The sequence below is a fragment of the Microcella alkaliphila genome (genome assembly GCF_002355395.1).
Taxonomy (GTDB): domain Bacteria; phylum Actinomycetota; class Actinomycetes; order Actinomycetales; family Microbacteriaceae; genus Microcella; species Microcella alkaliphila_A.
This window is the reverse complement of record NZ_AP017315.1, coordinates 1018757-1041506: the sequence shown is the minus strand read 5'-3', so window position 1 is coordinate 1041506 and position 22750 is coordinate 1018757. Positions and strand designations below refer to the sequence as shown.

At 69.3% G+C, this 22750-nt stretch carries 22 protein-coding genes and 1 riboswitch; of the genes, 12 read left to right on the top strand and 10 right to left on the bottom strand.

Going from position 1 to position 22750, the window contains the following annotated elements; all coding sequences use genetic code 11:
• The first annotated feature begins 39 nt into the window (after positions 1-39).
• The 4 genes from CPY97_RS05050 to CPY97_RS05035 all read left to right on the top strand — a co-directional run bounded on the left by CPY97_RS05050 (position 40) and on the right by CPY97_RS05035 (position 3154).
• The gene (locus tag CPY97_RS05050; protein ID WP_096421055.1) at positions 40-732 is read left to right on the top strand and encodes an NTP transferase domain-containing protein; all 693 of its coding nucleotides are present in this window, start codon (positions 40-42) and stop codon (positions 730-732) included.
• Positions 733-810: 78 nt separating this feature from the next.
• Complete coding sequence (locus CPY97_RS05045) at positions 811-1608, top strand: ABC transporter permease (protein ID WP_096421054.1); 798 nt, start codon at positions 811-813, stop codon at positions 1606-1608.
• 2 nt (positions 1609-1610) lie between these two features.
• On the top strand, positions 1611-2354 hold the full coding sequence (locus CPY97_RS05040) for an ABC transporter ATP-binding protein (RefSeq protein ID WP_096421053.1): 744 nt from the start codon (positions 1611-1613) through the stop codon (positions 2352-2354).
• 53 nt (positions 2355-2407) lie between these two features.
• Positions 2408-3154, top strand: coding sequence for a hypothetical protein (locus CPY97_RS05035; RefSeq protein WP_150129197.1), 747 nt, complete (start codon positions 2408-2410; stop codon positions 3152-3154).
• Here CPY97_RS05035 and CPY97_RS05030 read toward each other — a convergent pair.
• Positions 3132-4439, bottom strand: coding sequence for a CDP-glycerol glycerophosphotransferase family protein (locus tag CPY97_RS05030; RefSeq protein WP_231924046.1), 1308 nt, complete (start codon positions 4437-4439; stop codon positions 3132-3134). The genes CPY97_RS05035 and CPY97_RS05030 overlap by 23 nt on opposite strands.
• A 129-nt stretch (positions 4440-4568) precedes the next feature.
• On the opposite strand from CPY97_RS05030, the gene CPY97_RS05025 reads away from it, so the two are divergent.
• Positions 4569-7361, top strand: a complete 2793-nt coding sequence (locus tag CPY97_RS05025; protein WP_161494076.1) for a CDP-glycerol glycerophosphotransferase family protein — start codon at positions 4569-4571, stop codon at positions 7359-7361.
• Positions 7362-7382: 21 nt separating this feature from the next.
• Here the strand turns inward: CPY97_RS05025 and CPY97_RS05020 are convergent, their stop codons facing one another.
• The 4 genes from CPY97_RS05020 to CPY97_RS05005 form a co-directional block, all read right to left on the bottom strand.
• Positions 7383-8435, bottom strand: a complete 1053-nt coding sequence (locus tag CPY97_RS05020) for a glycosyltransferase family 2 protein (protein WP_096421050.1) — start codon at positions 8433-8435, stop codon at positions 7383-7385.
• A 25-nt stretch (positions 8436-8460) separates the two neighbouring features.
• Positions 8461-9861, bottom strand: coding sequence for a S1C family serine protease (locus CPY97_RS05015; protein ID WP_096421049.1), 1401 nt, complete (start codon positions 9859-9861; stop codon positions 8461-8463).
• Between the two features lie 125 nt (positions 9862-9986).
• The gene (locus CPY97_RS05010) at positions 9987-10754 is read right to left on the bottom strand and encodes a hypothetical protein (RefSeq protein ID WP_150129196.1); all 768 of its coding nucleotides are present in this window, start codon (positions 10752-10754) and stop codon (positions 9987-9989) included.
• Positions 10755-10903: 149 nt separating this feature from the next.
• Positions 10904-11473 carry a hypothetical protein gene (locus tag CPY97_RS05005; protein WP_096421047.1) on the bottom strand — a complete coding sequence of 190 codons (570 nt, stop codon included), beginning with the start codon at positions 11471-11473 and terminating at the stop codon, positions 10904-10906.
• Positions 11474-11702: 229 nt separating this feature from the next.
• Between CPY97_RS05005 and CPY97_RS05000 the strand changes: the two genes are divergently transcribed.
• Entirely contained in the window at positions 11703-12368 is a 666-nt protein-coding gene (locus CPY97_RS05000; RefSeq protein WP_096421046.1) for a TetR/AcrR family transcriptional regulator, read from the top strand.
• 38 nt (positions 12369-12406) lie between these two features.
• Entirely contained in the window at positions 12407-13600 is a 1194-nt protein-coding gene (locus CPY97_RS04995; RefSeq protein ID WP_096421045.1) for an aminotransferase class I/II-fold pyridoxal phosphate-dependent enzyme, read from the top strand.
• On the opposite strand, the gene CPY97_RS04990 is transcribed toward CPY97_RS04995, so the two are convergent.
• Positions 13597-14403: a carbon-nitrogen hydrolase family protein gene (locus tag CPY97_RS04990; RefSeq protein ID WP_096421044.1), complete on the bottom strand. Its 807-nt coding sequence runs from the start codon at positions 14401-14403 to the stop codon at positions 13597-13599. The genes CPY97_RS04995 and CPY97_RS04990 overlap by 4 nt on opposite strands.
• Before the next feature lie 62 nt (positions 14404-14465).
• On the opposite strand from CPY97_RS04990, the gene CPY97_RS04985 reads away from it, so the two are divergent.
• The 4 genes from CPY97_RS04985 (at position 14466) to CPY97_RS04970 (ending at position 18591) form a co-directional block, all read left to right on the top strand.
• Positions 14466-15350 (top strand): ribokinase, encoded by an 885-nt coding sequence (locus CPY97_RS04985; RefSeq protein WP_096421043.1) that lies wholly within the window; start codon positions 14466-14468, stop codon positions 15348-15350.
• Between the two features lie 474 nt (positions 15351-15824).
• Positions 15825-16181: a CDP-alcohol phosphatidyltransferase family protein gene (locus CPY97_RS04980; protein ID WP_161494075.1), complete on the top strand. Its 357-nt coding sequence runs from the start codon at positions 15825-15827 to the stop codon at positions 16179-16181.
• A 6-nt stretch (positions 16182-16187) separates the two neighbouring features.
• Positions 16188-16296: riboswitch (TPP riboswitch) on the top strand.
• Positions 16292-18061, top strand: a complete 1770-nt coding sequence (gene thiC, locus CPY97_RS04975) for a phosphomethylpyrimidine synthase ThiC (RefSeq protein ID WP_096421041.1) — start codon at positions 16292-16294, stop codon at positions 18059-18061. It overlaps the preceding riboswitch by 5 nt.
• Positions 18046-18591: a bifunctional hydroxymethylpyrimidine kinase/phosphomethylpyrimidine kinase gene (locus tag CPY97_RS04970; protein ID WP_096421040.1), complete on the top strand. Its 546-nt coding sequence runs from the start codon at positions 18046-18048 to the stop codon at positions 18589-18591. Before thiC ends, CPY97_RS04970 begins: the two co-directional genes overlap by 16 nt.
• 43 nt (positions 18592-18634) lie before the next feature.
• Here the strand turns inward: CPY97_RS04970 and moeB are convergent, their stop codons facing one another.
• Genes moeB through thiO form a run of 4 tightly spaced genes read right to left on the bottom strand, consistent with a single transcriptional unit; the run spans position 18635 to position 22002 of the window.
• Complete coding sequence (moeB, locus tag CPY97_RS04965) at positions 18635-19804, bottom strand: molybdopterin-synthase adenylyltransferase MoeB (protein WP_096421039.1); 1170 nt, start codon at positions 19802-19804, stop codon at positions 18635-18637.
• Positions 19801-20520, bottom strand: coding sequence for a thiazole synthase (locus tag CPY97_RS04960; protein ID WP_096423382.1), 720 nt, complete (start codon positions 20518-20520; stop codon positions 19801-19803). Before CPY97_RS04960 ends, moeB begins: the two co-directional genes overlap by 4 nt.
• Positions 20521-20575: 55 nt before the next feature.
• Entirely contained in the window at positions 20576-20815 is a 240-nt protein-coding gene (gene thiS, locus CPY97_RS04955; RefSeq protein WP_096421038.1) for a sulfur carrier protein ThiS, read from the bottom strand.
• Positions 20812-22002 carry a glycine oxidase ThiO gene (thiO, locus tag CPY97_RS04950; RefSeq protein ID WP_231924045.1) on the bottom strand — a complete coding sequence of 397 codons (1191 nt, stop codon included), beginning with the start codon at positions 22000-22002 and terminating at the stop codon, positions 20812-20814. The genes thiS and thiO overlap by 4 nt, the downstream gene beginning before the upstream one ends.
• A 51-nt stretch (positions 22003-22053) precedes the next feature.
• Between thiO and thiE the strand changes: the two genes are divergently transcribed.
• Positions 22054-22701 (top strand): thiamine phosphate synthase, encoded by a 648-nt coding sequence (gene thiE / locus CPY97_RS04945; RefSeq protein WP_096423378.1) that lies wholly within the window; start codon positions 22054-22056, stop codon positions 22699-22701.
• Positions 22702-22750 lie beyond the last annotated feature (49 nt).

Here is a 22750-nt window from a genome sequence, read left to right as displayed (position 1 = left end):
ACGGAGTGTCATCGCCCATCTTCTCCAAAGGAGTCCGTCATGACCGTCAACGTCGTCATTCTTGCCGCTGGCATGGGTAGCCGCCTTGGCCGTAGCCTGCCGAAGCCGCTCACCGAACTCAGCGATGGCCGCACCATTATGCAGCAGCAGCACGACAACATCCGTGCTGCCTTCGGCGACGACGCCGTCATCACGACCGTCGTCGGGTACAAGCTCGAGCACATCGTCGAGGCGTTCCCCGAGGTCGAGTACGTGTACAACGAGGCGTACGACCAGACCAACACCTCGAAGAGCCTGTTGCGGGCGCTCAAGGCGACCGGCAAGGCCGGAGTTCTGTGGCTGAATGGCGACGTCGTGTTCGACCCGCAGGCGCTTGTCCGCTCTGCCCCGCTCGTGCACGCTGACCGCAGCTTCGTCACCGTCAACACGGCAAAGGTCAGCGACGAAGAAGTCAAGTACACGGTCGACGCCGAGGGCTTCATCAACGAGATCTCGAAGGAGGTCGTCGGTGGTCTCGGTGAGGCCGTCGGCATCAACTACATCTCGAGCACCGACAAGCAGGCTCTGATCGCCCAGCTGAAGCGCGTCGACGACCAGGACTACTTCGAGCGCGGCATCGAACTCGCGATCCAGCACGACGGCCTGCGCATCGAGCCGGTCGACATCAGCGACCTGTACGCCGTCGAGGTCGACTTCGCCGAGGACCTCGAGCGCGCGAACCTCTTCGTCTAGTTCGCTGCGTTCGGATGCACGGGGCCGGTTCGGCTCGGTCTGCATCCGTTCTCGCCCGAACCCGCTAGCGTTTCTGCCGTGACCACTGCCGCATCGACGCCTGCGCGCCGCTCCCCCACGGCCGCCTACCGGCAGTCGCTGTGGTTGCTGACGTCGCGTGACCTGAAGGTGCGCTATTCGACGTCGTTTCTCGGGTATCTCTGGAGCGTGCTCGACCCGCTCGTGATGGCGGGCATCTACTGGTTCGTCTTCACGCAGGTGTTCGACCGCACCGTCGGCGCGAGCCCATACATCGTCTTCCTACTCGCCGGCCTGCTGCCGTGGATGTGGTTCACCGGTGCCGTCGGTGATTCGACGCGCGCGTTCATCCGCGACGCGAAGCTGGTTCGGTCCACGCGCATCCCGCGCAGCATTTGGGTGAACCGCATCGTGCTGTCGAAGGGCATCGAGTTTCTCTTCAGCCTGCCGGTGATCGCCGTGTTCGCGATCGCGTTCGGCGCCGAGCTGACGTGGGGCGTGCTGTGGTTCCCGATCGCGGTGGCACTGCAGGCGATCGTCATTGTGGGGCTCGGTCTGATCATCGCGCCGCTGGTCGTGTTCTTCCGCGACCTCGAGCGGGCGGTGAAGCTCATCCTGCGGTTCCTGTTCTACGCCTCGCCGATCATCTACGCTATCGACGACCTGCCCGACGGACTCGAGGTGTGGGCAGCATTCAACCCGCTCGCCGGGATCTTCTCGCTCTACCGCGCCGCCTTCTTCCCTGAATTGCTCGACCTCTGGGCCGTCGGCATCGCCGCCGTCATGTCGCTCGTCTTCCTCGGCATCGGCACGCTGGTCTTCCGACGCACCATTCGTGCCGTCTTGAAGGAGGTGTGAGCGTGGCTGAACCGGTCATCGAGGTACGGGATGCGGGCATCCGTTTTCGGCGCAATCGGGGCGGCCGGCGCTCGTTCAAGGATCTCTTCGCGGGTCGCAACCGACGCGCCCGTCCCGGCGAGTTCTGGGCGCTGCGTGGTGTCACGGCGACGGTGCACGCGGGCGAGGCGATCGGCGTCGTCGGCCGCAACGGTCAGGGCAAGTCGACGCTGCTGAAACTCGTTGCCGGCGTCATGCTGCCCGACGAGGGCGCGGTGACCGTGCACAGGGGTGTCGCCCCGCTGATCGAAATCACCGGCGGGTTCGTCAATGACTTGACCGTGCGCGAAAACGTCCTCCTCACGGCGGGGCTGCACGGCATGACCCGCAGCGCGATCGACGAACGGTTCGACGAGATCATCGACTTCGCGGAGCTCGGCGACGTCATCGACACCCCCTACAAGCATCTGTCGAGCGGCATGAAGGTGCGGCTCGCGTTCTCGGTCATCTCGCGACTCGATGAGCCGATTCTGCTCGTGGATGAAGTGCTCGCGGTCGGTGACAAAGCCTTCCGCGACAAGTGCTACGCCCGCATCGATGAGCTGCTCTCCGGTGGCCGAACGCTGTTCTTCGTGTCGCACAACGAGCGCGACCTCAAGCGGTTCTGCACCCGCGGGCTCTACCTCGACAAGGGCGCTCTCGCGCTCGATGGTCCGATCGCGGACGTGCTCGAGCGATATAACACCGATTACGGAACGAAACAGTGACCGAGATTGAGCGACAGTCCGACCCTCTGTTAATCAGGGGGCTTCGTGCCGCCATGTCGGCCCAGCGGCCGGCGGTCATCGCGCACATCCGATCGATCCGCCAGCGCTACCCACAGGCGACGCCCGAGCAGGTGGTGCGCATCCTCGAGCGCCGCTACCTCGCCGGCGTCACCGCGACCGGAGCCGGCAGTGGCGCGGCGACGATGATTCCCGGTGTCGGAACCGCCGTCGGCCTGACGGTGATCGGCGTCGAAACGGTCACGTTCTTCGAGATGACGGCGCTGTACGCGCAGTCGGTCGCCGAGGTGCACGGCATCGTCGTCGACGACGAAGAGCGCGCCCACACCCTCGTCATGGCCCTGTTGCTCGGCGGACCCGGCAAAGACCTGGTGCAGCAGTTCCTGCTGCAGGCGTCGGGCACCGGCCCCGACCGACGCCAGTACTGGGGCGAAACGGTGGCCTCCGCGATGCCGAAAGCACTCACGACGGCCCTCAACGCGAAGCTCCGGGAGCAGTTCGTTCGGCGCTTCGCCGTCGCTCAGGGCGGCAGTATGGCGGGGCGCCTCATTCCCTTCGGCATCGGCGCGATCATCGGGGGCAGCGCCAACCGCACGCTCGGCGGTCGCGCCGTCGATGCGGCCCGCGAGGCCTTTGGCCCCGCACCGGCACTCTTTCCCGCGGGGCTGGAACCGGTCGTCAAGGCGCCCAAGGCCCCGAAGCCGCCGCGTGCCGAGGGCGAGAAGCGTCGCCTGTCGCTTCGGCCCGCGATCGACGGGGCTAGACGACGGCTCGGCCGCTGAGCGCTTCGTCGTCGAGCGGGTCGTCGGCGTCGTGCTCGGTGCCCAGCACGACCGGGTCGCTGCGGTGCTCGCGTTCAGCCGCGTGCCACTCGTCGATCAGCTGATCGATCGCCGCGTGGAAGCGTGCGGTCGCAGCCCCTGGCGTCGTGTCGCCGAAGTAGTGCGACGCCCAGTGCTGCAGTGCGGCGTGTGCGTCGGCGTCGGTGAGCACACGGTCAAGCGCCGGAACGACCTCCGATGCCGCGTCGGCGGTCAGCCACTCGCATGCCGAAAGGTACCCGCCCGTGTCGACGAGAGCATCCGCCGATAGCGGCCTCGTCACGAGCAGGGGCTTTCCCGTCGCCAGGCGGTCGTAGATCATCGCCGAGATGTCGCAGATCGCGACGTCAGCGGCAGCGAGCTGCCAGCCGAGGCTTGGTCCGTCGTCGAAGATGTGCTGCGCGGCCGGGTCGCTCGCGTTCGCCTGCTCGATCGCCTGCACGATGCGGCGGTGGGCCTGGCCGTAGTCACGGTCGAGCACGCCGCTTCGCGGGTGCGGCCGGTAAATCACGCGGTGGCGACCCGTGGCGAGCAGCGCCGACACGATCGCCTCACCGTGGCTGGCGATCGAGCCGTACGAGGCTGCGGGGCGATCGCCCTCCCACGTGGGCGCGTACAGCACGACGGTTCGATCGTCGGGCGTGTAGGGAAGCTCTCCCGCGAAGTGATCAGCCTGGGGGCGGCCGATGCGCAGGGCCCGCGTCTCGAGGTCGTACCCCCAGAGCACCTTGCTCAGGCGGTCGTGCGCGGCCTGGCCGGCGATGAACGCGTAGTCGTACGCCTTGTACTGGTTGGTGGTCATGTACATCTTGTCGGACTCGCCGTGGTTGATGAACACGTGCCACATGCGTCCGTAGCGGAACATCTGGAAGTTCTTGGCGTTCTGGTTGACGTACATCACGATGCGCGTCGGATTCTGCGCCACGAACTGCTCGAGGTCGAGCACGGTGCGGCAGTACGCGACGGGCACCGGGCTTTCATCGAGCAGAGCGAGGGTGGCGCCGGGGCTGCGCGTGATGATCGCGACCCGACGAGTCTTCGCGAGCTCGGCGAGGGGCGCGAACCACTGGCGCACCTGGTAGAGGTTGACGACACCGTCGGCGAAGTAGACGGCGACCTCGACGTCGTTCGGCAGGGTCAGGTCGACCTCCGCCATGCGCTTGTCCATCAGCAGGCGATTGCGGCGCTGCCGAAGCAACCGGGAGATCACCCGGCGCGCGGTTTTCAGCTGTTCCCCCACGTTCACCCGTCGATTCTCGCAAGCCCGGTGAGGCTCTCCTGACCATTCGCCGACACCGTTACCGAGTCGTAGCGACGGCTCCCGCTCGGGTGAATGAGCGGTCGCGCCGTCCACCCGCGTGGAAGAATCGGCCCGATGGCCCGCTTCACGTTCAGCGCCGGCAACGCCCGGGTGCTCGCCCGCGCTCCGCTCTACGCGGCGGGCTGGCTCGCGGCCGCCGTCGTGCCCCGCTCATCGAGACGGTGGGTGTACGGCAGCGGCATCGGTCTCGGCGAGGGCGCTCTCGCTCTCTACGACGCGGCCGTCACCCGTGCCGACGGCGCTGACCACCTGTGGCTCGCCTCGTCCGCGACGGAGCGCGACGAGGCGCGCGCCCGCGGCATGCGCAGCGAACTCAAGCGCGGACCGCGCGGTCTCTGGGCAACCCTGCGCGCCCGCGTCGTCGTCATCACTCACGGCGCCGGCGACGTCAACCGTTTCGGCACGCGCGGCGCCACCGTGGTGCAGCTCTGGCACGGCATCCCGCTGAAACGACTGCACCTCGATACCTCAGCAGCACTAAGCCTCCCCCTCGTCGGGTCGCTGCCCGGGGCGCGGCGGCTCATGGCGGCGCTCTACCGGCGCGCCGGGCGCGGGATCTCGCTGTTTCCGGTGGCGTCCGAGCTGGTGGCCACGCGCATCCGCAGTGCCTTTGGTATTCCAGCCGAGCGGGTCGTCGCGCTCGGCGAGCCGCGCGACGACGTGCTCACAACGGGCGATGCCGAATCTCGACGACGGGATGCGCGCGGCCGAATCGAGGCCGCCATCGGCGCGTTGCCGGCCGGCTCGGTCGTGCTCTACGCGCCGACGTGGCGCGACGGCGCGCTCGACCCAGCGATCCCGAGCGACGAGGAGTGGGCGGCGATCGCGGCGTGGTGCGAGAGGACCGACACGACACTGCTCGTGCGATCGCATCCGCTGGGAGCAGGCTCATACGCCGGCGGCCCCGCGCTGAGTGCGAGGGTTCGGCTGATCGGACGCGACGTCATCGCGGACGTCACCCCGATCATCCCCGCGCTCGACGCGATCGTCACCGATTACTCGTCGATTGCGTTCGACGGCGCGATCGCGGGCGTGCCGAGCGTGTTCTTCGCCCCCGACGTCGCGACGTACCTCGCGACCCGTGGCCTGTACATGCCCTACGCGGAATTCACCGGCGGCCGCCATGTCACTAGCTGGCGGGCGACGCTCGACCAGCTCGATCAGCTTCGGGATGCACGCACTCCTTTCGCGCACACCGTCGCCGAGCACACGCGCTGGCTGCGCGACGAGCACGTTGATCACCCGGCAGGTGGGGCGACAGTGCGCGTGCTGGAGGCGATTGACGCGCTGGTCGCGGGCCGACCGGTACCGGCCCCGCCGCTGCCCGACTCACGGCCCGCCGTGACCATCGACCGCATCACGCTCGACGGCGACGCTCTACGCCTCGAGGGGTCGAGCGAGGTCGAACTCGAGTCGCTCGCAGCGGTTGGGCCGCGCATGCGTCTCGAGGCGAACATGATGACCCGTGATGGGCGTCTGAGTGTGTCGATTCCGCTCGTTCGTGAGCGGTGGGGCCGAACCGGGCTAGCCCCGGTCAGCGGCACCTATCGGCTGCAGTGGCGGGCCGCGAACGCGGTGCACGAGTCGGGGCGGGTCGCGGTGACCACCGTCCCGCCGTCGCCGCTCACGACGGGCCTGATGCGGTGCGACGTTGCCAGCGAGTCGGGTGGCCTCGTCGTCCGTGTCGCCGCGCCACTCACCGACGACGAGCGCGCCCCCGGAGCGCAACGTCAGCGCGAGCGCGCCTACCGCCGCGCCCGGCCGACCCCCGAGAACGCGGTCATGTTCGAGAGCTTCTACTCGCAGTCAGCCGCCTGCAATCCGCTCGCGATCGACCGCGAGCTCGCGGCCCGCCGCCCCGACGTCCCCCGCTACTGGAGCGTGGTGGACCGCTCGGTGGCCGTTCCCGACGGCGCGATCGCCGTCGTGGAGGGTTCAGACGAGTGGTGGCGCGTGCGCGCGGCAGCGCGGCTCATCGTCGTCAACGACTGGATGCGCAAACGCTGGAAGCCCCGCCCCCACCAACGCGTGCTGCAGACCTGGCACGGCACGATGCTGAAGCGCTTGGCACTCGACAGGGACGGCGTTGGGCTGCGCACCCGGCTGGCCGTGCGACGCGAGTCACGACGGTGGGACGTCCTGCTCGCCCAAAACGACTACGCCGCCGAGATCTTTCGCCGCGCCTACGCCTTCACCGGGCCTTTATGGGTGGAGGGCTATCCGCGCGACGACGTGCTCGTCTCAGACGACCGCGAGGCGATTCGGCGCCGGATCGGCCTCAGACCGGGTCAGCGCGCCGTGCTGTACGCCCCGACGTGGCGCGATGACGCCGACGACATCGTCGACTACCTCGACCTGCCGAGCATCGCCCCGGCACTGGATGGCACGATCGGCATCGACCATGTGGTGCTGGTGCGCGGGCACAGCCGCACCCTGCGCGGGGGTGCCGACCGGCGCGCGCCCGGCCTCATCGACGTCACCACCTACCCCGACATGAGCGAGCTCCTCGTCGCCGCCGACGTCATTGTCACCGACTACTCGTCGATCATGTTCGACGCGATCACGACGGAGGCGCCGCTCGTGCTTTTTACCCCCGACCTTGAGAAGTACCGCGAACAGTTGCGCGGCTTCTACTTCGACGTCACGGCCGACTTCCCCGGCCCGACCGCGACGGACCGCGACACGTTGCTGTCGGTGCTGGCGGGGTTGTCGCGGGGCGAGCATCCCGATGCGACCGTGTGGAGGCGTCGCCGCGCCGAATGGCGCGCGCGCTTCGCCCCGCTCGATGACGGCCACGCATCCGCGCGCGTCGTCAACCGCATCTTCGCCGAGGGGATGCTCGACTGAGCCGGTCGAGGACCGCCCCGGTCAGGATTCGGTGCGCGACCGGTCAACCGAGCCGCGCGCGCCGAACAACGCTCCGCCAATGAAGCCGGCACCCCACGCGAAGTGCATCGTGGCGATGACGCCGACGAACGCGAGCCGGTCACGCAGGGTGGATCCGCCGAGCGGCGCGACGATGAGGCTGAGCAGTAACAGCAGGTAGAGCGCCGTCGGCGCGGTGATCACCGCGAGGGCGACGGGCCCGGTGTCGGGGGCGAGCAGGCCGAGAGCGAGAGCGATGAGCCCGAGCAGGCTGAGCGCGCTGGCGGCGACGAGGGCGGGCGGCGCGTAGTAGCGCAGCGGGCTGCGACCGCCGGCGCGCCGCACGAGTTCTCCGCGCCAGAGGCCCGTCGCGTGGAACTGGCGCGCCAGCTTCCGCCACGTGTCGCGCGGCCAGTAGGTGACGCGGAGGGCGGGGTCGAGCCAGACGATGTGGCCCGCGTCGCGGAGTCGCTTGTTAAGTTCCCAGTCTTCGCCGCGGTTGATCTCTTCGTCATACAGTCCAATGTCGAGTAGCTCGTCGCGGCGCATGATGCCGAGGTAGGCGCTCTCTGCCGGCCCCTCCTCGCCGCCCGTGTGGTAGCTCGCGCCGCCGAGACCGAGCGGGCTGTTGTAGGCGCGGGCGACGGCGCGCTGGAACGTGGTGCGGCCGTTCGCGACCATGACGCCGCCCACGCTGACGGCACCGGTGCGCTCGAGTGTGGCGACGCCGGTCGCGGTGTACCCCTCGCTCAGCTCCGTGTGCGCGTCGACGCGCACGACGATCGGGTAACGGGATGCGCGAATCGCCCGGTTGAGCCCGATCGGGATCGCCATGTCGGGGTTGTCGACGATGCGGATGCGCGGGTCGGCGTCGGCGCGCTGGCGGACACGCTCACTGGTCCCGTCGGTGGACGGACCGAGCGCGAGCACCAGCTCGGTGGGCCCGTCGTACTGCTGGGCGAGCACACTGTCGATCGCGTCGTCGATGTAGGCGATCTCGTTGTACACCGGCATCACGTAACTCACGCCGCTGCGCTGTGTGTCGGGCCCGCCCATTCCCCGAATCTAGCGGGTGCGGACGCTACTGCAGTTCGTCGAGGGTGACACGCACTTCGCGCGCCTGACCGCCGCGCACGTAGACGAGTGTCGCGTCGTCGCCTCCTGCGAGCACCCGCACCTGCGCGGTGAGGTCGATGCGGTTGGTGATGGGCACGCCGTTGAATTCGGTGACGATGTCGCCGGCGCGGAGGCCCGCGAGTTCGGCTGGGCCGCCGGGGCTCACCTGGTCGATGAGCGCTCCGACCACCGGGCTTGTTGCCGTGTTGGATGCGTCGGTGACGGTGGCGCCGAGCAGCCCGTGGCTTGCGCGGCCGGTTTCGATGAGCTCGGTGGCGATGCGCTGGGCGAAGTTGGCGGGGATTGAGAAGCCGACGCCGATGCTGCCGGCTGTGGACGTTCCTCCCGCGGTGGCGATGGCGACGTTGATGCCGATGAGGCGCCCGTCGCTGTCGAGGAGGGCACCGCCGGAGTTGCCGGGGTTGATGGCGGCATCGGTCTGGATGACGCTCAGGGCGATCGGCGCGCTGGGGCGGCGCTGGGGTTCGGCGTCGCCGGGGGGTGCGAAGTTCCAGAAGTCGAAGGGCGGGGCCTCGTCGCTGTCGGTGTCGCCGCCGCCGTCGTCTTGCATGTCGGAGGGGGCGTCGGGCACCGCAGACGAGCGCACGGTGATCGAGCGGTTGAGGGCTGACACGATGCCGTTGGTGACGGTGCCTCTCAGCCCGAGCGGTGCGCCGATGGCGATGGCACGGTCGCCGACGTTGAGCGCGTCGGAGTCGCCGAATTCGATGGGCTGCAGACCGGTCGCACCCTCGAGTTGCACGACGGCGAGGTCGGCGATCGGGTCGGCGCCGACGAGGGTGGCGTTCCAGATGCGGCCGTCGTGGGTGGTGACCCGGATGGTCGGGCTGGCGGTCGCGCCATCGAGGGTGGCGACGTGCGAGTTGGTGAGCACGTAGCCGTCGTCGCTGAGGATCACGCCGGAGCCGCTGCCGGCGGCGCCGTTGTCGGCGCTGACGCTGAGGGTCACGATGGAGGGCATGGCGCGCGCGACGACGCCCGTCACCTCGGTGGCGTTGTCGGGGTTGTTGACGGTGACGGTGGTGGGGTTGCCGCCGCTGGTGATGATGCCGGACTGGCCGCCGTAGAGGGCGGCGACAACGCCGCCTCCGGCGGCACCGCCGATGAGGGCGCCGACGGCGAGCGCGGCGACGACGGGGAGCAGCGAGCGACGTTGCGGGGGGTTTGCCGAGTGCGCGGGGTGCGCAGGCTCGTGGGGTTCGGCGGGCTGAGCGGGCTCGGCACTGGCGGTCGCAGCGCCCGGTGCCCCGGCAGTCGTCTCTGACTGCGGGCTGGTGGGGGGCCCGTACACGTGGGGGGCGGGCGTGGGGTCGGGTGCGCCGGGCTGTTCGGGGGTGCTGCTCATGGGTGGTGTGTCCTTTCGCCGCGTCCAGCGTGGTCCGTCAACCTTGGCATGTTATTTGCCGCGTCTGAGCGGTATCCGACGGTTCGCTATGCCCTCGGCGGTGAGGGTCTGTGGTGCGGGTGGGGTCAGCAGCCGGGGCCGACGGGCGCCCGCGTGCAGTCACGGTCGACGAGGACGGTGACGGCGTCAGAGGTGGCCTCGGCAACCAAGGGGTTGGCGGGCAGTTCGACGTGGCCGGCGATGGGCGTCCACGCGCCGCCGGCCCAACGGTACTCGGCGGTGTAGAGCACGGTCAGGTCGATCACGTAGGTGCCTTCTACGGTGTAGACGTGGCTCGTCGCGGTGGGGTCGAACTCGGCGAGCCCGAGTGCCTGCCATGTGTTGCCGGGTGTTCCGCTGAGCGCGGTCGTGCCGTCGCCGTAGCTCCAGTTGTAGGCACGTGGGGTGAAGCGCACGTCGGCGGGCTGCCCGAGCAGGGTTCCGGACACGACGTGGCGGTCGATCTGCGCGTAAAAGTTGGTGGGTAGACCGACAACCATCCAGCGATCCGGCTGCATGAACTGGACCGCGGCGCGAGGAGCAAAGCTGGCGATGTCGCTGATCGTGACGACGGTCGCCGCGCCGTCCGCGTCGATGACAGCGTCTTCGTCTTCCGTCTGTGCGTTACCGGCAAATGGGACTTCGCAGCGGCCGCCAACCGTGATGACGCATCGAATGTCGGTCGTGCCGAAGCGCGCGGGGTTCAGCGGTCGGTAGACTGGATTCGCTGGGGCAGTACCGAACCCCGCTGGCGACGAGCCGGGGAAGGTCGAGTCTGCAGATTCAGCGCTCGATCCGCCGCCGCTGCTCGACCCTTGTCCCGTTTGGCTGCCGGAGTTGGACTGACCAGTCAATTCCACGCCTTGACCACCCGCTGTCGCTCCGACATTGGAACAGCGGTCGAGCCATTGGCTATTTAGACCGCAATCCGATTGCGCGTGAGCCAAGCCGCCGATTGTCGTGAATGCTAGAAGAACGCTAGCTACGATTGCTGAACCACATTTCATGCGCATATGCCGGATCCGTTCCAAACCTCACGCTCGGTGACGACACCTTCGAAGTCGGGCTTAACCCGGATGACTACCTCGATCTCGGTCCGAGGATTAGTCCGCTCACCGACTACCGACTCCCCCGCTTCGTCAACTACGTCTACGTTGGTGAGGTCCTCGCACACGTACAGAACGACTAGTTCAGACCCGTCTTCTTCAGAGATGCGACCTTGAAGCTGCGAGGCGGAAATTTCCCGCGGCGCGGTAGCGGTGTAGCCGCCGCCAAGGAACTCCTCGATCTCTGCCTCCGTCGACTCCGCAATTTTGATCTCGGCAACTTCGCGTAACTGGGTCGTAGGCGCATCCCGAGCAAGAAGCGCGTCGACTACGGCTGCGTACTCCTCGTACGCCGCGACCGCCGCGGCGAGCGCCTCCTCGTCCGACGCGAACAGGGGCTCCGCGGCACCGGTGTCCGTCGGGGCGGGCGGGATGCGCGTCGTGTCGGCGCAGGCGGCGAGACCCGCTCCGAGGGCGAGTGCGGCGAGTGTCGCGGCAACACGGACGGTGACAGAACGTCGGGGCATGCGCGACACCGTAGACGGCACCACTCAAGGCCCTGGCGAGGTGTCCACACCTGCGGGGAAACACGACGCCGAGGCGCGGTGGTGAGGAGCGGGCATCCATTACCCCCGTGACTCCGAACTGTGAACGTACCCAGACAACTTCGACTGTCCCCCCAAATGGGTCGACCCACTGGTCTATCTGCCCGCTTAGTATCGAAGGACCACCAGCCCCCGAGAGAGCCCGCCAGCCATGACGAACTCCGTAACCGACGTAACCCGAGTCCTTGATGCTGCAGCAGACATCATCGTGAATGACGGCTATGACGCGGTCACCATGAAGTCGATCAGCGAAAAGTCGGGCTACCCGGTGAGCGAGATCGAGACGGTGTACGACTCGAGCGGTGACGTCTTGATCAGCATGCTGAACCGCGAGTTCCAGCGCATCTATTCGAGCATCGTCGACAACATCGAGCGCGACCCCCGCGGAGGGCTGCTGTCGCGGGTGTACCTCTACATCCTCACCGCGCTCTACGAGCGGCCTCTCGCGCGCACGCTCTTCATCATCGACCGCAGCGCGCTCAACGCGATCATGCGCAACAACTCGTCGTTCCGCTACGTGCCCCAGATCGGTGTGCGCGGCGAGCTGATCGAGGCCCTCCAGGAGGCCGGCATGGTTCGGCGGGATATCGACGCGTTCCGACTGTCGGCGGTCATCTCGTCATTCACCGCGGGCCTCGCCCTCACCGCCCCCCACGACGACCTCGACGCGGTTGTGCGCGGTCTCAGCGACCTGCTCGCGCGTGGCGTCGACGAGCGCGTTGACAGCACCGAGCCGGGCAAGCAGGTGTTCTACCAGTGGGCGACGAGCCTCACGCAGCCGCGCGTCGAGGCCGATGCCGACAGCGAGGCCGACTGAGCTCGCGGCCGGTCCGCCCCGGCTAGGGTGACTGCGTGATGACCACACCGCCGTGGCTGCGCGCCATCGACGCCGCAGGCCTTCGTGATGCCGATGGCACCGTCCGCGCGACGGTCTTCGCCGAGATGAGCGCCCTCGCAGCCCAGCACGACGCGATCAACCTGGGGCAGGGCTATCCCGACGAGGATGCTCCGGCCCCCGTAACCGAGGCCGCGATCGCTGCCATCCGCGCGGGCCTCAACCAGTACCCGCCTGGTCGCGGCACCCCGGAGCTGCGCCGCGCCGTCGCCGAACACCGCGAACGGTTCTTCGGCGAGCGCCGCGACCCCGACACGGAGGTGCTCATCACCGCCGGAGCCACAGAGGCGATCGCGGCCGCGATGCTCGCCCTCGTGAGCGCGGGTGATGAGGTCGTCACCCTCTCCCCCTTCTACGACGCCTACGCCGCCATGGTCGGTCTCACGGGAGCCCGACACGTCGCGATCCCGCTTGAGGGGGACGACTTCCAGCCCACAGCCGCGGCGATCGACGCAGCGATCGGCCCGAACACGCGCGTCGTGCTGCTCAACAACCCGCACAACCCGACGGGTTCGGTGATCGCCCCCGAGCTGCTCGAGCGCATCGTCGCCGCGGCGGCCCGGCACGACGCGATCATCGTCAGCGACGAGGTGTACGAGCACCTCGTGTTCGACGACGCGCCGTTTACGCCGATCGCGAGCATCCCGGGCGCGGCCGAGCGCAGCCTCACGATTTCGAGCGCCGCGAAGACGTTCCGCGTAACCGGCTGGAAGGTCGGCTGGATGACCGGGCCCGCCCACCTGATCGACGCGGCGATGGGGGTCAAGCAGTACCTGACGTACGTGAACGGGGCGCCCTTCCAGCCGGCGGTCGCTGTCGGCCTCGGGCTCGGCGACGACTACTTCGACGATCAGCGCCGCACGCTTGCCGCCCGGCGCGACCGCCTGAGCGCGGGGCTCGCCGCGGCGGGCTTCGCCGTCTCCCCCAGTCGGGGCTCCTACTTTGTGGTGGCCGACGCCGCCCCGCTGGGGGTGACCGACGCGAATCGCTACGCCCGCGACCTGACGGTCGAGCGGGGGGTGGCGGCGATTCCGCTGTCGGCGTTCGATCCGCGGTCACGGGATGCGCGCATCCACTCGTCGCTGCGCTTCGCGTTCTGCAGAACGGACGCCCAGATCGACGAGGCCGTGCGCCGCCTGACCTCGGGCCGCTAAACGGGCTCGACCCGGAAGCGGCGCAGGGCGAGCGCCGGGTTGACGGCCCTCACCCGGACGACCTCGGCACGGTCGATCGTCGCCGCAGCGACACCGACCTCATCGTCGACGAACGCGAGCTCGCGGCCGAGCGGGTCGATGATGAGGCTCGCCCCCACCCCGACGGGCGGCGGGTGATCTGCCGCTGCGAGGTACACGGTGTTCTCGATGGCGCGGGCGGCGGCCAGCGTGCGCCAGGCGTGCCGCTTGTCGGGCCCGGCCACCCACTCGGCGGGCACGAGCACAAGCTCAGCTCCCGCGTCAACGAGGCGCCTGGTCACCTCGGGGAACCGCAGGTCGTAGCAGGTCTGCACGCCGACCGGCACTCCCCCGACGTCGAAGGATTCGGCGCCGACGATGTCGCCGGGTTCCGCCCAGTCCGACTCGGTCTGGCCGAAGGCGTCATACAGGTGCAGTTTGCGAGTGACGCTGAGCAGTGAGCCGTCGGCGCCGAGCGCGACGATGGTGTTGCGGAAGCGATCGTCCCGCGAGGCCGTTTCGAGCATCCCGGCGACGACGACAACGCCGTTCGACCGCGCGATGTCGGCAAGCCCCGCCACGAACGGCCCGTCGAGAGCCTCGGCGGCGGCGACCCAGTGTGGTCCCATCTTTCCGCCGAAGAACGCCGAGTACTCGGGCAGCACGACGAGTTCGGCACCCTCACGAGCGGCCTCGCGCACGAGCTGCACGACGCCGGCGAGGTTCTCGTCGCGGGCTGGCCCCGGCGCGAACTGGGCGACGGCGACGCGCAGTGTTTCGCTCATGCGGCCAGCCTAGAGGCGGCCGGGGCCGCTCACCACGGTCGCCGCTCTGCCAGCATGGAGCCATGAGCGCCTCCCTCATCGTTCTCGGTTCGGCGAACACCGACTACACGGTCGTCGTCGACCGCCATCCCCAGCCGGGTGAGACCCTGCTCGGCGGCGACGTCGTCGTCGCGACGGGGGGCAAAGGCGCGAACCAGGCGCTTGCCGCGGCCCGCTCGGGCGCCATGCCCGTCTTCGTCGGCGCCGTCGGCGACGACGCGGGGGGCCATGCCATGCTCGACGCTCTTGGAGCAGGCGGTGTCGACGTATCGAGCGTCGCCCGGTTCAGCGACGCACCGACCGGCGTTGCGCTCATCACCGTCTCACGCGACGGCGAGAACACGATCGTGGTCGCGCCCGGCGCGAACGGTCGCCTCGACGCGGATGCGGTGGCCACCACGATCACTGAGCTCGCCGGCCCCGGCACGGTCCTGCTCAGCCAGCTCGAGGTGCCGCTCGGTGTCGTCCACGCCGCCGCACGCGCGGTCGTCGGAGCCGGCGGCCGCGTCGCGCTGAACCTCTCCCCCGCCCGCGACATCCCCGACGAACTGCTCGAGCTGTGCGACCCGCTCGTCGTCAACGAGAGCGAAGCGCGGGCGGTGGGCGCCTCATCCTTCACCGATGTCGAAGGCGCCCTGTCGGCCGCGCAATCCCTCGCCAGCCGCTGCCGAAGCGTCATCATCACGCTCGGCGGTGACGGCGCGGTGTGGTGCGACGCTGCCGCGAGCGGCCATGTGGCCGCGCCCCGTGTCGAGGTTGTCGACACGACCGGGGCGGGCGACGCGTTCGTCGGCGCGGTCTGCGCAGAGCTCGCGGATGGCGCGGAACTCGCCGCCGCCGTCGCCGCCGGTGTGCGCTCCGGCGCAGCCGCCGTGCAGTGGCGCGGGGCGCAGCCTCCGACCCACTAGGCGCACCGGCCGGACGCCGGCAGCGAAGAAAGGGTGGTCGGGGTGCTGACGAAACCCGATTCCGTCAGCGCCCCGACCGGCTACGCCGCACCAACATAGGGGGGCTGAGCGGCGAAAGCCTTACGTCCACTCTGGCGCAACATGCGGGGCCCTCCCAGCACAGACGCGCCGCAATATTCGGTGAACGAATACGCGCAGGCTGCGGTGCTAGCGTGCCGCCGTGACCACCGCTGATCTGACCCGCGCCGACCCGGCGGTCAGGCGCAAACGGGTTGGCACCTCGAGCCGCGTGCTCGTGAACTTCGTCGGCGTATCGGCCCTGACCACGCTCGCGGCCACGGCCAGTACAGCGGCCGTCACCAGCGTTGCCGTCGTCCCCACCAGTCCACTGCACTGGCCGCGGCCGTCGGATTCGGTGCCGGCTCTGCGTTCCTGCGACGTCACCACCCGCACACGCGACTGGGCGCGGCGAACGTGGTCACGAGCATCCGCTGGGGGCTCGTCTCGATCATCGTCGGGCTGCTCGTTGCGGGAGCTCCGTCAGCGACGGCAATCATCGGGCTCGCGATCATCGCGCTCAGTCTCGACGGGGTGGATGGCAAGCTGGCTCGCCGGCAGCGGCTCGAGTCCCGCTTCGGCGCAGCGTGCGACATGGAGGTCGACTCGGTCTTCGCCCTCGTGCTTGCCGCACTCGCGGCGCTGGGGCCGTACGCGCGCCGACGCAGGAGCTCGAGTTCCCTCGAACGTTCCGGCGACGGCGACGGCGCAGTCATACGCTCATTATTCCGCGGAACGACGCTCGCGTTCACTGCACCCTTCGCGATCGGATAGGGTGGTCGACATCCACACGGGAGTCCTTGCAAGGGCTGAGATCGGGCTGACGCAGCCTGCGACCGTTCGAACCTGTCCGGGTAATGCCGGCGAAGGAAGTAGGACTTCTGATGACCGATGCGCTCTCATCCCATTCGCTCGACTATCTGCGTGACGAGGTGCACGGCATCCGTGTTCCCGTGACCAGCATCGCGCTCAGCGACTCCCCCGGCGCCGTTCCGAATCCGCCCCTCACGGTGTACCGCACGGCGGGACCCGGAAGCGACCCGCTGCGCGGACTGGAGCCGGCCCGCTCCGAGTGGATCGAGGCGCGCGGCGACACCGAGGTCTACGAGGGCCGGGAGCGCAACCTGCAGGACGACGGGCGTGCGGCACTTCGCCGTGGGGCGGCGTCGGCCGAGTGGCAGGGGCCCAGACGCCGTCCGCGCCGGGCCCGTCCCGGTAGGACCGTCACCCAGATGCACTACGCCCGGCGCGGAGTCATCACCCCGGAGATGCGCTTCGTCGCTCTGCGAGAGAGCTGCGACGTCGAACTGGTGCGCTCCGAGGTCGCTGCAGGGCGAGCGATCATCCCGAACAACATCAACCACCCGGAATCCGAGCCCATGATCATCGGCCGGGCCTTCCTCGTGAAGATCAACGCGAACATCGGCAACTCAGCGGTGACCAGTTCGATCGCCGAAGAGGTGGACAAGCTGCAGTGGGCGACGCAGTGGGGGGCGGACACGGTCATGGACCTGTCCACCGGCGACGACATCCACACCACGCGGGAGTGGATCATCCGCAACTCCCCGGTGCCGATCGGAACGGTGCCGATCTACCAAGCTCTGGAGAAGGTCGACGGCGAGGCGAGCCGGCTCACGTGGGAGATCTTCCGGGACACCGTCATCGAGCAGTGCGAGCAGGGTGTGGACTACATGACGATCCACGCCGGTGTGCTGCTGCGCTACGTGCCGCTGACCGCCGACCGGGTCACCGGCATCGTCTCGCGGGGCGGCTCCATCATGGCCGGCTGGTGCTTGGCGCACCACCAGGAGAACTTCCTCTACACGCACTTCGACGAACTGTGCGAGATCTTCGCCCGGTACGACGTCGCATTCTCGCTCGGTGACGGACTGCGGCCCGGATCCACGGCCGATGCGAACGACGCGGCGCAGTTCGCCGAGCTCGACACCCTCGCCGAACTGACCAAGCGCGCATGGGCATACGACGTGCAGGTCATGGTCGAAGGTCCCGGGCACGTGCCGTTCCACCTCGTCCGCGAGAACGTGGAACGGCAGCAGGAGCTCTGCGACGGTGCGCCGTTCTATACGCTCGGACCGCTGGTGACGGATGTCGCCCCGGGGTATGACCACATCACCTCGGCGATCGGGGCGACCGAGATCGCCCGGTACGGCACCGCCATGCTCTGCTACGTCACCCCGAAGGAGCACCTGGGACTGCCGAACAAGGACGACGTGAAGACCGGCGTGATCACCTACAAGATCGCCGCGCACGCCGCGGACCTCGCCAAGGGGCACCCCGGCGCCAACGAGCGCGACGACGCTCTGTCGAAGGCACGCTTCGAGTTCCGCTGGCGGGATCAGTTCGCCCTTTCCCTCGATCCCGTCACGGCGGAGGAGTTCCACGACGAGACGCTGCCCGCGGAACCGGCCAAGACCGCGCACTTCTGCTCGATGTGCGGGCCGAAGTTCTGCTCGATGCGCATCTCGCAAGACATCCGCGACCAGTTCGGCGACATGTCCGAGCAGGAACGGATCGCGGGCATGCGTGAGAAGTCCGGGGCTTTCCGTGATTCCGGCGGCACGGTCTACCTGGAGCTGCCCTCCGTGCGCGAGCAGGCGAGCCGGCCGGAGGCGCGGGGATCCACGCCGACCTGAAGAGCATCGCCGCCAACGGCGGCTACGGAATGGCTGTGGTTACCGCCGTGGTGGCGCAGAACACCCACGGCGTCCGGTCGGTGCACGTGCCGCCGGCTCGCGTGCTTCGCGCGCAGCTGGATGCGGTCAGCGACGATGTCATCGTCGACGCGGTGAAGATCGGGATGCTCGGCTCGACCGCTGCCGTCGCGGCGGTGGAGCGCTGGCTCCACCGGGTTCGCCCGCCCATCGTGGTCCTCGACCCGGTGCTTCATTCCTCGAGCGGCCGGCGACTCCTTCCCACCCGCGCGCTGCGCCGGTGGGACGGCCTCCTGTCTTGCGTCGACCTGCTCACGCCGAACCTGCCGGAACTCGCCACCCTGCAAGCCCGGTTCGGCGACTGGCACTCCTCCCTGCTGCATGCGAAAGACTGGCTGTCCGGGGCGCTCCGGCACGCGGACGAGCTCCGCGTGGGCACGGGAAACGGACCGTTGAACCACTTCCATCGCGGCACGTCGGCAGCGACGGAGCATCCGCGCCGACGGGACTGAGCGCGCGCCCTCGGAGAAAGCGACCGGGCGGTCGGCGAGGCGGTCAGTACGACTGGAGGGCCCACCGGGCGAATCCCCCGTCCAGGACACGCACCTCGGGGTGCCCGGCGGCCAGGAGAAGTGCCGCGGCGGCACGCGCACGCGGTCCTGCCTTGCAGTAGACGATGATCGGACGATCGGCGGGGAGGGCGGCGAAACCCGGGCCGTCGGCTCGCAGTCGGCTGAGCGGCGTGGAGCGCGCGCCCGAGATGTGTCCTCGGGCGTACTCGTCGGCCTCTCGGACGTCGAGAAGCTCGAACGGCACCTCGCTCGACGAGCACCCCGCCAGCGCGTTGCTCAGCTCGTCCACGTCGATGAGGGCAGCCGGATCCTCCTCAGTGCACGAGTCCGCAGGACACAGTCCCCCGGTGCCCGTGCGCGCACCGGGGTCGGTGACGGGGTCGGGTGCGACGGTGAACTCCCGCCACCTGGCGTCGGCGAGGTCGAAGGTGGCGAGTCGCCCGAGCAGGGTTCGACCCGTGCCGGTGATGAGTTTGATCGCCTCGGCGGCCATCATCGATCCGGCCACGCCGCAGAGCACACCGAACACGCCCGCTTCGCCGCACGAGGGGGCGGACTCGGGGGGCGGTGCGTCCGGGTAGAGGTCGCGGTACGTCGGGCCGTGAATGCTCCAGAACACACTGACCTGCGCCTGGAATCGAAGGATCGATCCCCAGACGCACGGCTTCCCCGTCACGGTCGCGGCATCCGAGACGAGGTAGCGGGTGGCGAAGTTGTCCGTCCCGTCGACGATGACGTCGTATTCCTGGAACAGTCCCGTCGCGGTCTCCCTCGACAGTCGCAGCGGATGGGTGTGCACCTTTACCCGCGGGTTGATCGCGGTGACGGCGTCGCGTGCGGAGTCGATCTTGAGGCGGCCGATGTCGTCGACGCCGTGGACGATCTGACGCTGGAGGTTGCTCGACTCCACGACGTCGTCGTCCGCGATCCCCAGCGTGCCGACCCCGGCGGCGGCGAGGTAGAGGAGGATCGGGGATCCGAGCCCGCCACCGCCGATCACCAGCACACGCGCATTCTTCAGCCGCCGCTGCCCCACGACCCCGATCTCGGGGAGCAGGATGTGCCGGGAGTACCGGTCGATCTCCTCGGGCTCCAACTCCGGAGCCGGCGCGACGACCGGCGGCAGCGGGGTGCCTTTCGGTGTCGGTGTCATAGGTCGGGCCTTCCTTCCATGGCCGAGGAGGCGTGGGCCGCAGTGCGCCGCGGGATCCTGCCCGACAGGCGGGCGAGTCGACCGGCGATCACGGCGTGGCGGAAGGCCGTCGCCATGCCGACCGGATCCTGCGCGCGCGTGACCGCCGTGGCCAGCAGGACGGCGTCACAGCCGAGCTCCATGGCGAGGGCTGCGTCGGATGCGGTGCCGATTCCTGCATCCAGCACGATCGGAATGCCGGCGCGTTCGACGATGAGCGAGATGTTGTGCGGGTTGAGGATGCCGAGTCCCGTGCCGATCGGGGCGCCCAGGGGCATGACCGCGGCTGCGCCGAGCTCTTCAAGTCGCAGGGCGAGTGCCGGGTCGTCGTTGGTGTACGCGAACACGACGAAGCCCCGTGCGACGAGCTCCTCGGTGGCCTGGGCGAGCTCGGCTCCGTCAGGAAGAAGGGTGTCCTCGTCCGCGATCACCTCGAGCTTGATCCAGTGGGTCGACAACGCCTCGCGCGCCAGTTCTGCGGTGAGCACAGCCTCCCGTGCGGTGAGGCATCCTGCCGTGTTCGGAAGCAGGCGGATGCCCTCGTCGCTCAGCAACCGGAAGAGGGAGCCGGTCGTCGACGGATCGTGCCGGCGCATCGAGACGGTGGTGAGTTCCGTGCCCGAGGCCCGCAGCGCCGCGCCGAGACCGGCGTGGCTGGGTGCGCCGCCGGTCCCCATGATCAGTCGTGAGCCGAGAGCGACGCCGTCGATGTGCAGAGTGTCGGTGGTCACGTCATCCTCCCTGCGTGGCGCTGACGATCTCGACCGCGTCGCCCTCGGCGAGACGCTCGTGCGCCCATCGCGCGCGAGGGACGACGACGGAATTGACGGCGACGGCGATGCCCAGAGTCGTGCCGCCGGGGACGGTGCCGTCCACCCCGATCCGAACGCCCAGGATCCCTTCCATCAGGTCGGCGACCGACTGCGAAGCGGACGTGTGACGGGGTTCGCCGTTGACGGTGATCGCGGTCATCGGTGGATCCCTTCTGCCGTGTGATCGGCGTGAGTGGTGAATCGATCGGGACGGAACGCGTCCCAGCGGTGATCGGGGTGGCCGTCCATGAGACCCAGGACGATGTCCGCCGCGAGCGGCGCGAGAAGGACTCCGTGGCGGAAGAAGCCCGTGGCCACGGTCAGTCCGGCGACAGCGGCGCCGTCCCGGCCCGGGACGCGTCCCAAGAGGGGTGCGTTATCCGGCGTGCCCGGTCGCGTCCTCGCCGTCGCCTCGATCAGCGACAACTCCCCCACCGCGGGCACCACCTGCTGTGCGTCACGAAGGAGCCGGTGAACGCCGCCCGCGGACACCGCATCCACTCCGTCCTCGCGCTGCGTGGCGCCGACGACGAGGGTCCCGTCGGCGCGGGGTACCAGGTAGACGCTCTCACCGTGGACGAGGGCGCGTACCGTGCTGCGGAGCAGCGGCCGGAGCCGGTCGGGCACCCCGAGCCGGAGGATGTCGCCGTACACGGGTCGCAGCGGCAGAGCGAGACGTCCGGGGACCCCGTCGATGGCGCTCGCTCCGGCACCGTTGGCGAGCACGACCTCCGCCCCGACGACTTCGGTCCCGTCCGAGAGCCGGACTCCGATGACAGGTGAGTCGTCGTCCGCGCGATCGCGATGCAGCAGGGCGACCACCTGCTCACGCGCGATACCCACCTGACGCGCATGTCCGTCCGGCGTCTGGAGCCGGTCGAGCAGGCTGGCCGCGAGCATCCGCGGGTCGACCTGGTGGTCGCCCGCCACGCGGTAGACGCTGCTCACCCGCGGACCGAGGAGTGGTTCGCGAGCGCGCGCGTCGCGTGTCGTCAGCGGCTCGGCCTCGAGTTGCGCACGACGGTGCGCGGCGTGCAGATCCGCCAGTGCCTGCCGGTCCCCATGATCGACGCCCACCAGCAGCGTCTCTGTGCGGAGGTAGCCTGACGCCCCTTCGACGAGTTCCAGCTCGCGGACGAACCCGGGGTACCGCGCGGCGGACTCCCGCATCGCCGGCAGGAGCGCGTCCTCCTGGTGGTGGTACTCGCTCACCGGCGCGAGCATGCCTGCCGCTGCGAACGTCGCGCCCTGGGCGGGAGCGGGGTCGATCAGCAGCACGGAGCGTCCGGTCTGCATCGCGCGCCAGGCGATGCTCAATCCGATGATCCCGCCGCCGACGACAATCACGTCGGCGGTGGGCCGGCCGCGGCGGACCGGATCCGCCGATAGGGTGAGCCGATGTCCATCGCCGCTGCACGCCTCTATCTCTGCACCGACGCGCGCGCCCGTCAGGGGGACTTCGCCGATTTCGTGGATGCTGCGTTCGCTGGCGGCGTCGACATCATCCAGTTGCGCGACAAGTCCTTGGAGGGCGGCGAGCAGCTCGACTTCCTGCGCATCCTCGCGGACGCGGCGGCCCGTCACGACGCGCTCTGGTCGGTGAACGACCGCGCCGACGTCGCGCGCGTCACCGGCGCCCCCGTCCTGCACCTCGGTCAGAAGGATCTTCCCGAGCGGCTCGCCCGGACGGTCGTCGGACCGCGGGCGATCCTGGGCAAGTCCACCCACACCCCCGACCAGATCGACCTCGCGGCCGCCGCGGACGACCTTGACTACTTCTGCGTCGGGCCGGTCTGGGCGACACCGACCAAGCCCGGCCGCGCCGCGGTGGGGACCGAGCTCGTCCGCTACGCGGCGGGCATCGGCACGCGGCGCCCGTGGTTCGCCATCGGCGGCATCGACATGTCGAACATCGAGGACGTCGTCGCCGCAGGGGCCGATCGTGTCGTCGTGGTACGCGCGATCACCGAGTCCGACGACCCCGCCGCCAGCGCGCGGCAACTCCGCGCCGCGCTGCCCGAGATATTGCTGCCCGAGGCTGCCTGACATCTCGGCGTGGCGCTCGGCCCGACTTCCGTTCGGGTGAGCCATGCCC

What these genes read in the sequence shown, in the direction of transcription:
- CPY97_RS05050 (WP_096421055.1), top strand. Translation starts at nt 40, where the DNA reads ATGACCGTCAACGTCGTCATTCTTGCCGCTGGCATGGGTAGCCGCCTT.
- CPY97_RS05035 (WP_150129197.1), top strand. Translation starts at nt 2,408, where the DNA reads ATGTCGGCCCAGCGGCCGGCGGTCATCGCGCACATCCGATCGATCCGC.
- CPY97_RS05025 (WP_161494076.1), top strand. Translation starts at nt 4,569, where the DNA reads ATGGCCCGCTTCACGTTCAGCGCCGGCAACGCCCGGGTGCTCGCCCGC.
- CPY97_RS05020 (WP_096421050.1), bottom strand. Translation starts at nt 8,435, where the DNA reads ATGGGCGGGCCCGACACACAGCGCAGCGGCGTGAGTTACGTGATGCCG.
- CPY97_RS05015 (WP_096421049.1), bottom strand. Translation starts at nt 9,861, where the DNA reads ATGAGCAGCACCCCCGAACAGCCCGGCGCACCCGACCCCACGCCCGCC.
- CPY97_RS05005 (WP_096421047.1), bottom strand. Translation starts at nt 11,473, where the DNA reads ATGCCCCGACGTTCTGTCACCGTCCGTGTTGCCGCGACACTCGCCGCA.
- CPY97_RS05000 (WP_096421046.1), top strand. Translation starts at nt 11,703, where the DNA reads ATGACGAACTCCGTAACCGACGTAACCCGAGTCCTTGATGCTGCAGCA.
- CPY97_RS04995 (WP_096421045.1), top strand. Translation starts at nt 12,407, where the DNA reads ATGACCACACCGCCGTGGCTGCGCGCCATCGACGCCGCAGGCCTTCGT.
- CPY97_RS04990 (WP_096421044.1), bottom strand. Translation starts at nt 14,403, where the DNA reads ATGAGCGAAACACTGCGCGTCGCCGTCGCCCAGTTCGCGCCGGGGCCA.
- CPY97_RS04985 (WP_096421043.1), top strand. Translation starts at nt 14,466, where the DNA reads ATGAGCGCCTCCCTCATCGTTCTCGGTTCGGCGAACACCGACTACACG.
- thiC (WP_096421041.1), top strand. Translation starts at nt 16,292, where the DNA reads ATGACCGATGCGCTCTCATCCCATTCGCTCGACTATCTGCGTGACGAG.
- moeB (WP_096421039.1), bottom strand. Translation starts at nt 19,804, where the DNA reads ATGACACCGACACCGAAAGGCACCCCGCTGCCGCCGGTCGTCGCGCCG.
- CPY97_RS04960 (WP_096423382.1), bottom strand. Translation starts at nt 20,520, where the DNA reads ATGGGGACCGGCGGCGCACCCAGCCACGCCGGTCTCGGCGCGGCGCTG.
- thiS (WP_096421038.1), bottom strand. Translation starts at nt 20,815, where the DNA reads ATGACCGCGATCACCGTCAACGGCGAACCCCGTCACACGTCCGCTTCG.
- thiE (WP_096423378.1), top strand. Translation starts at nt 22,054, where the DNA reads ATGTCCATCGCCGCTGCACGCCTCTATCTCTGCACCGACGCGCGCGCC.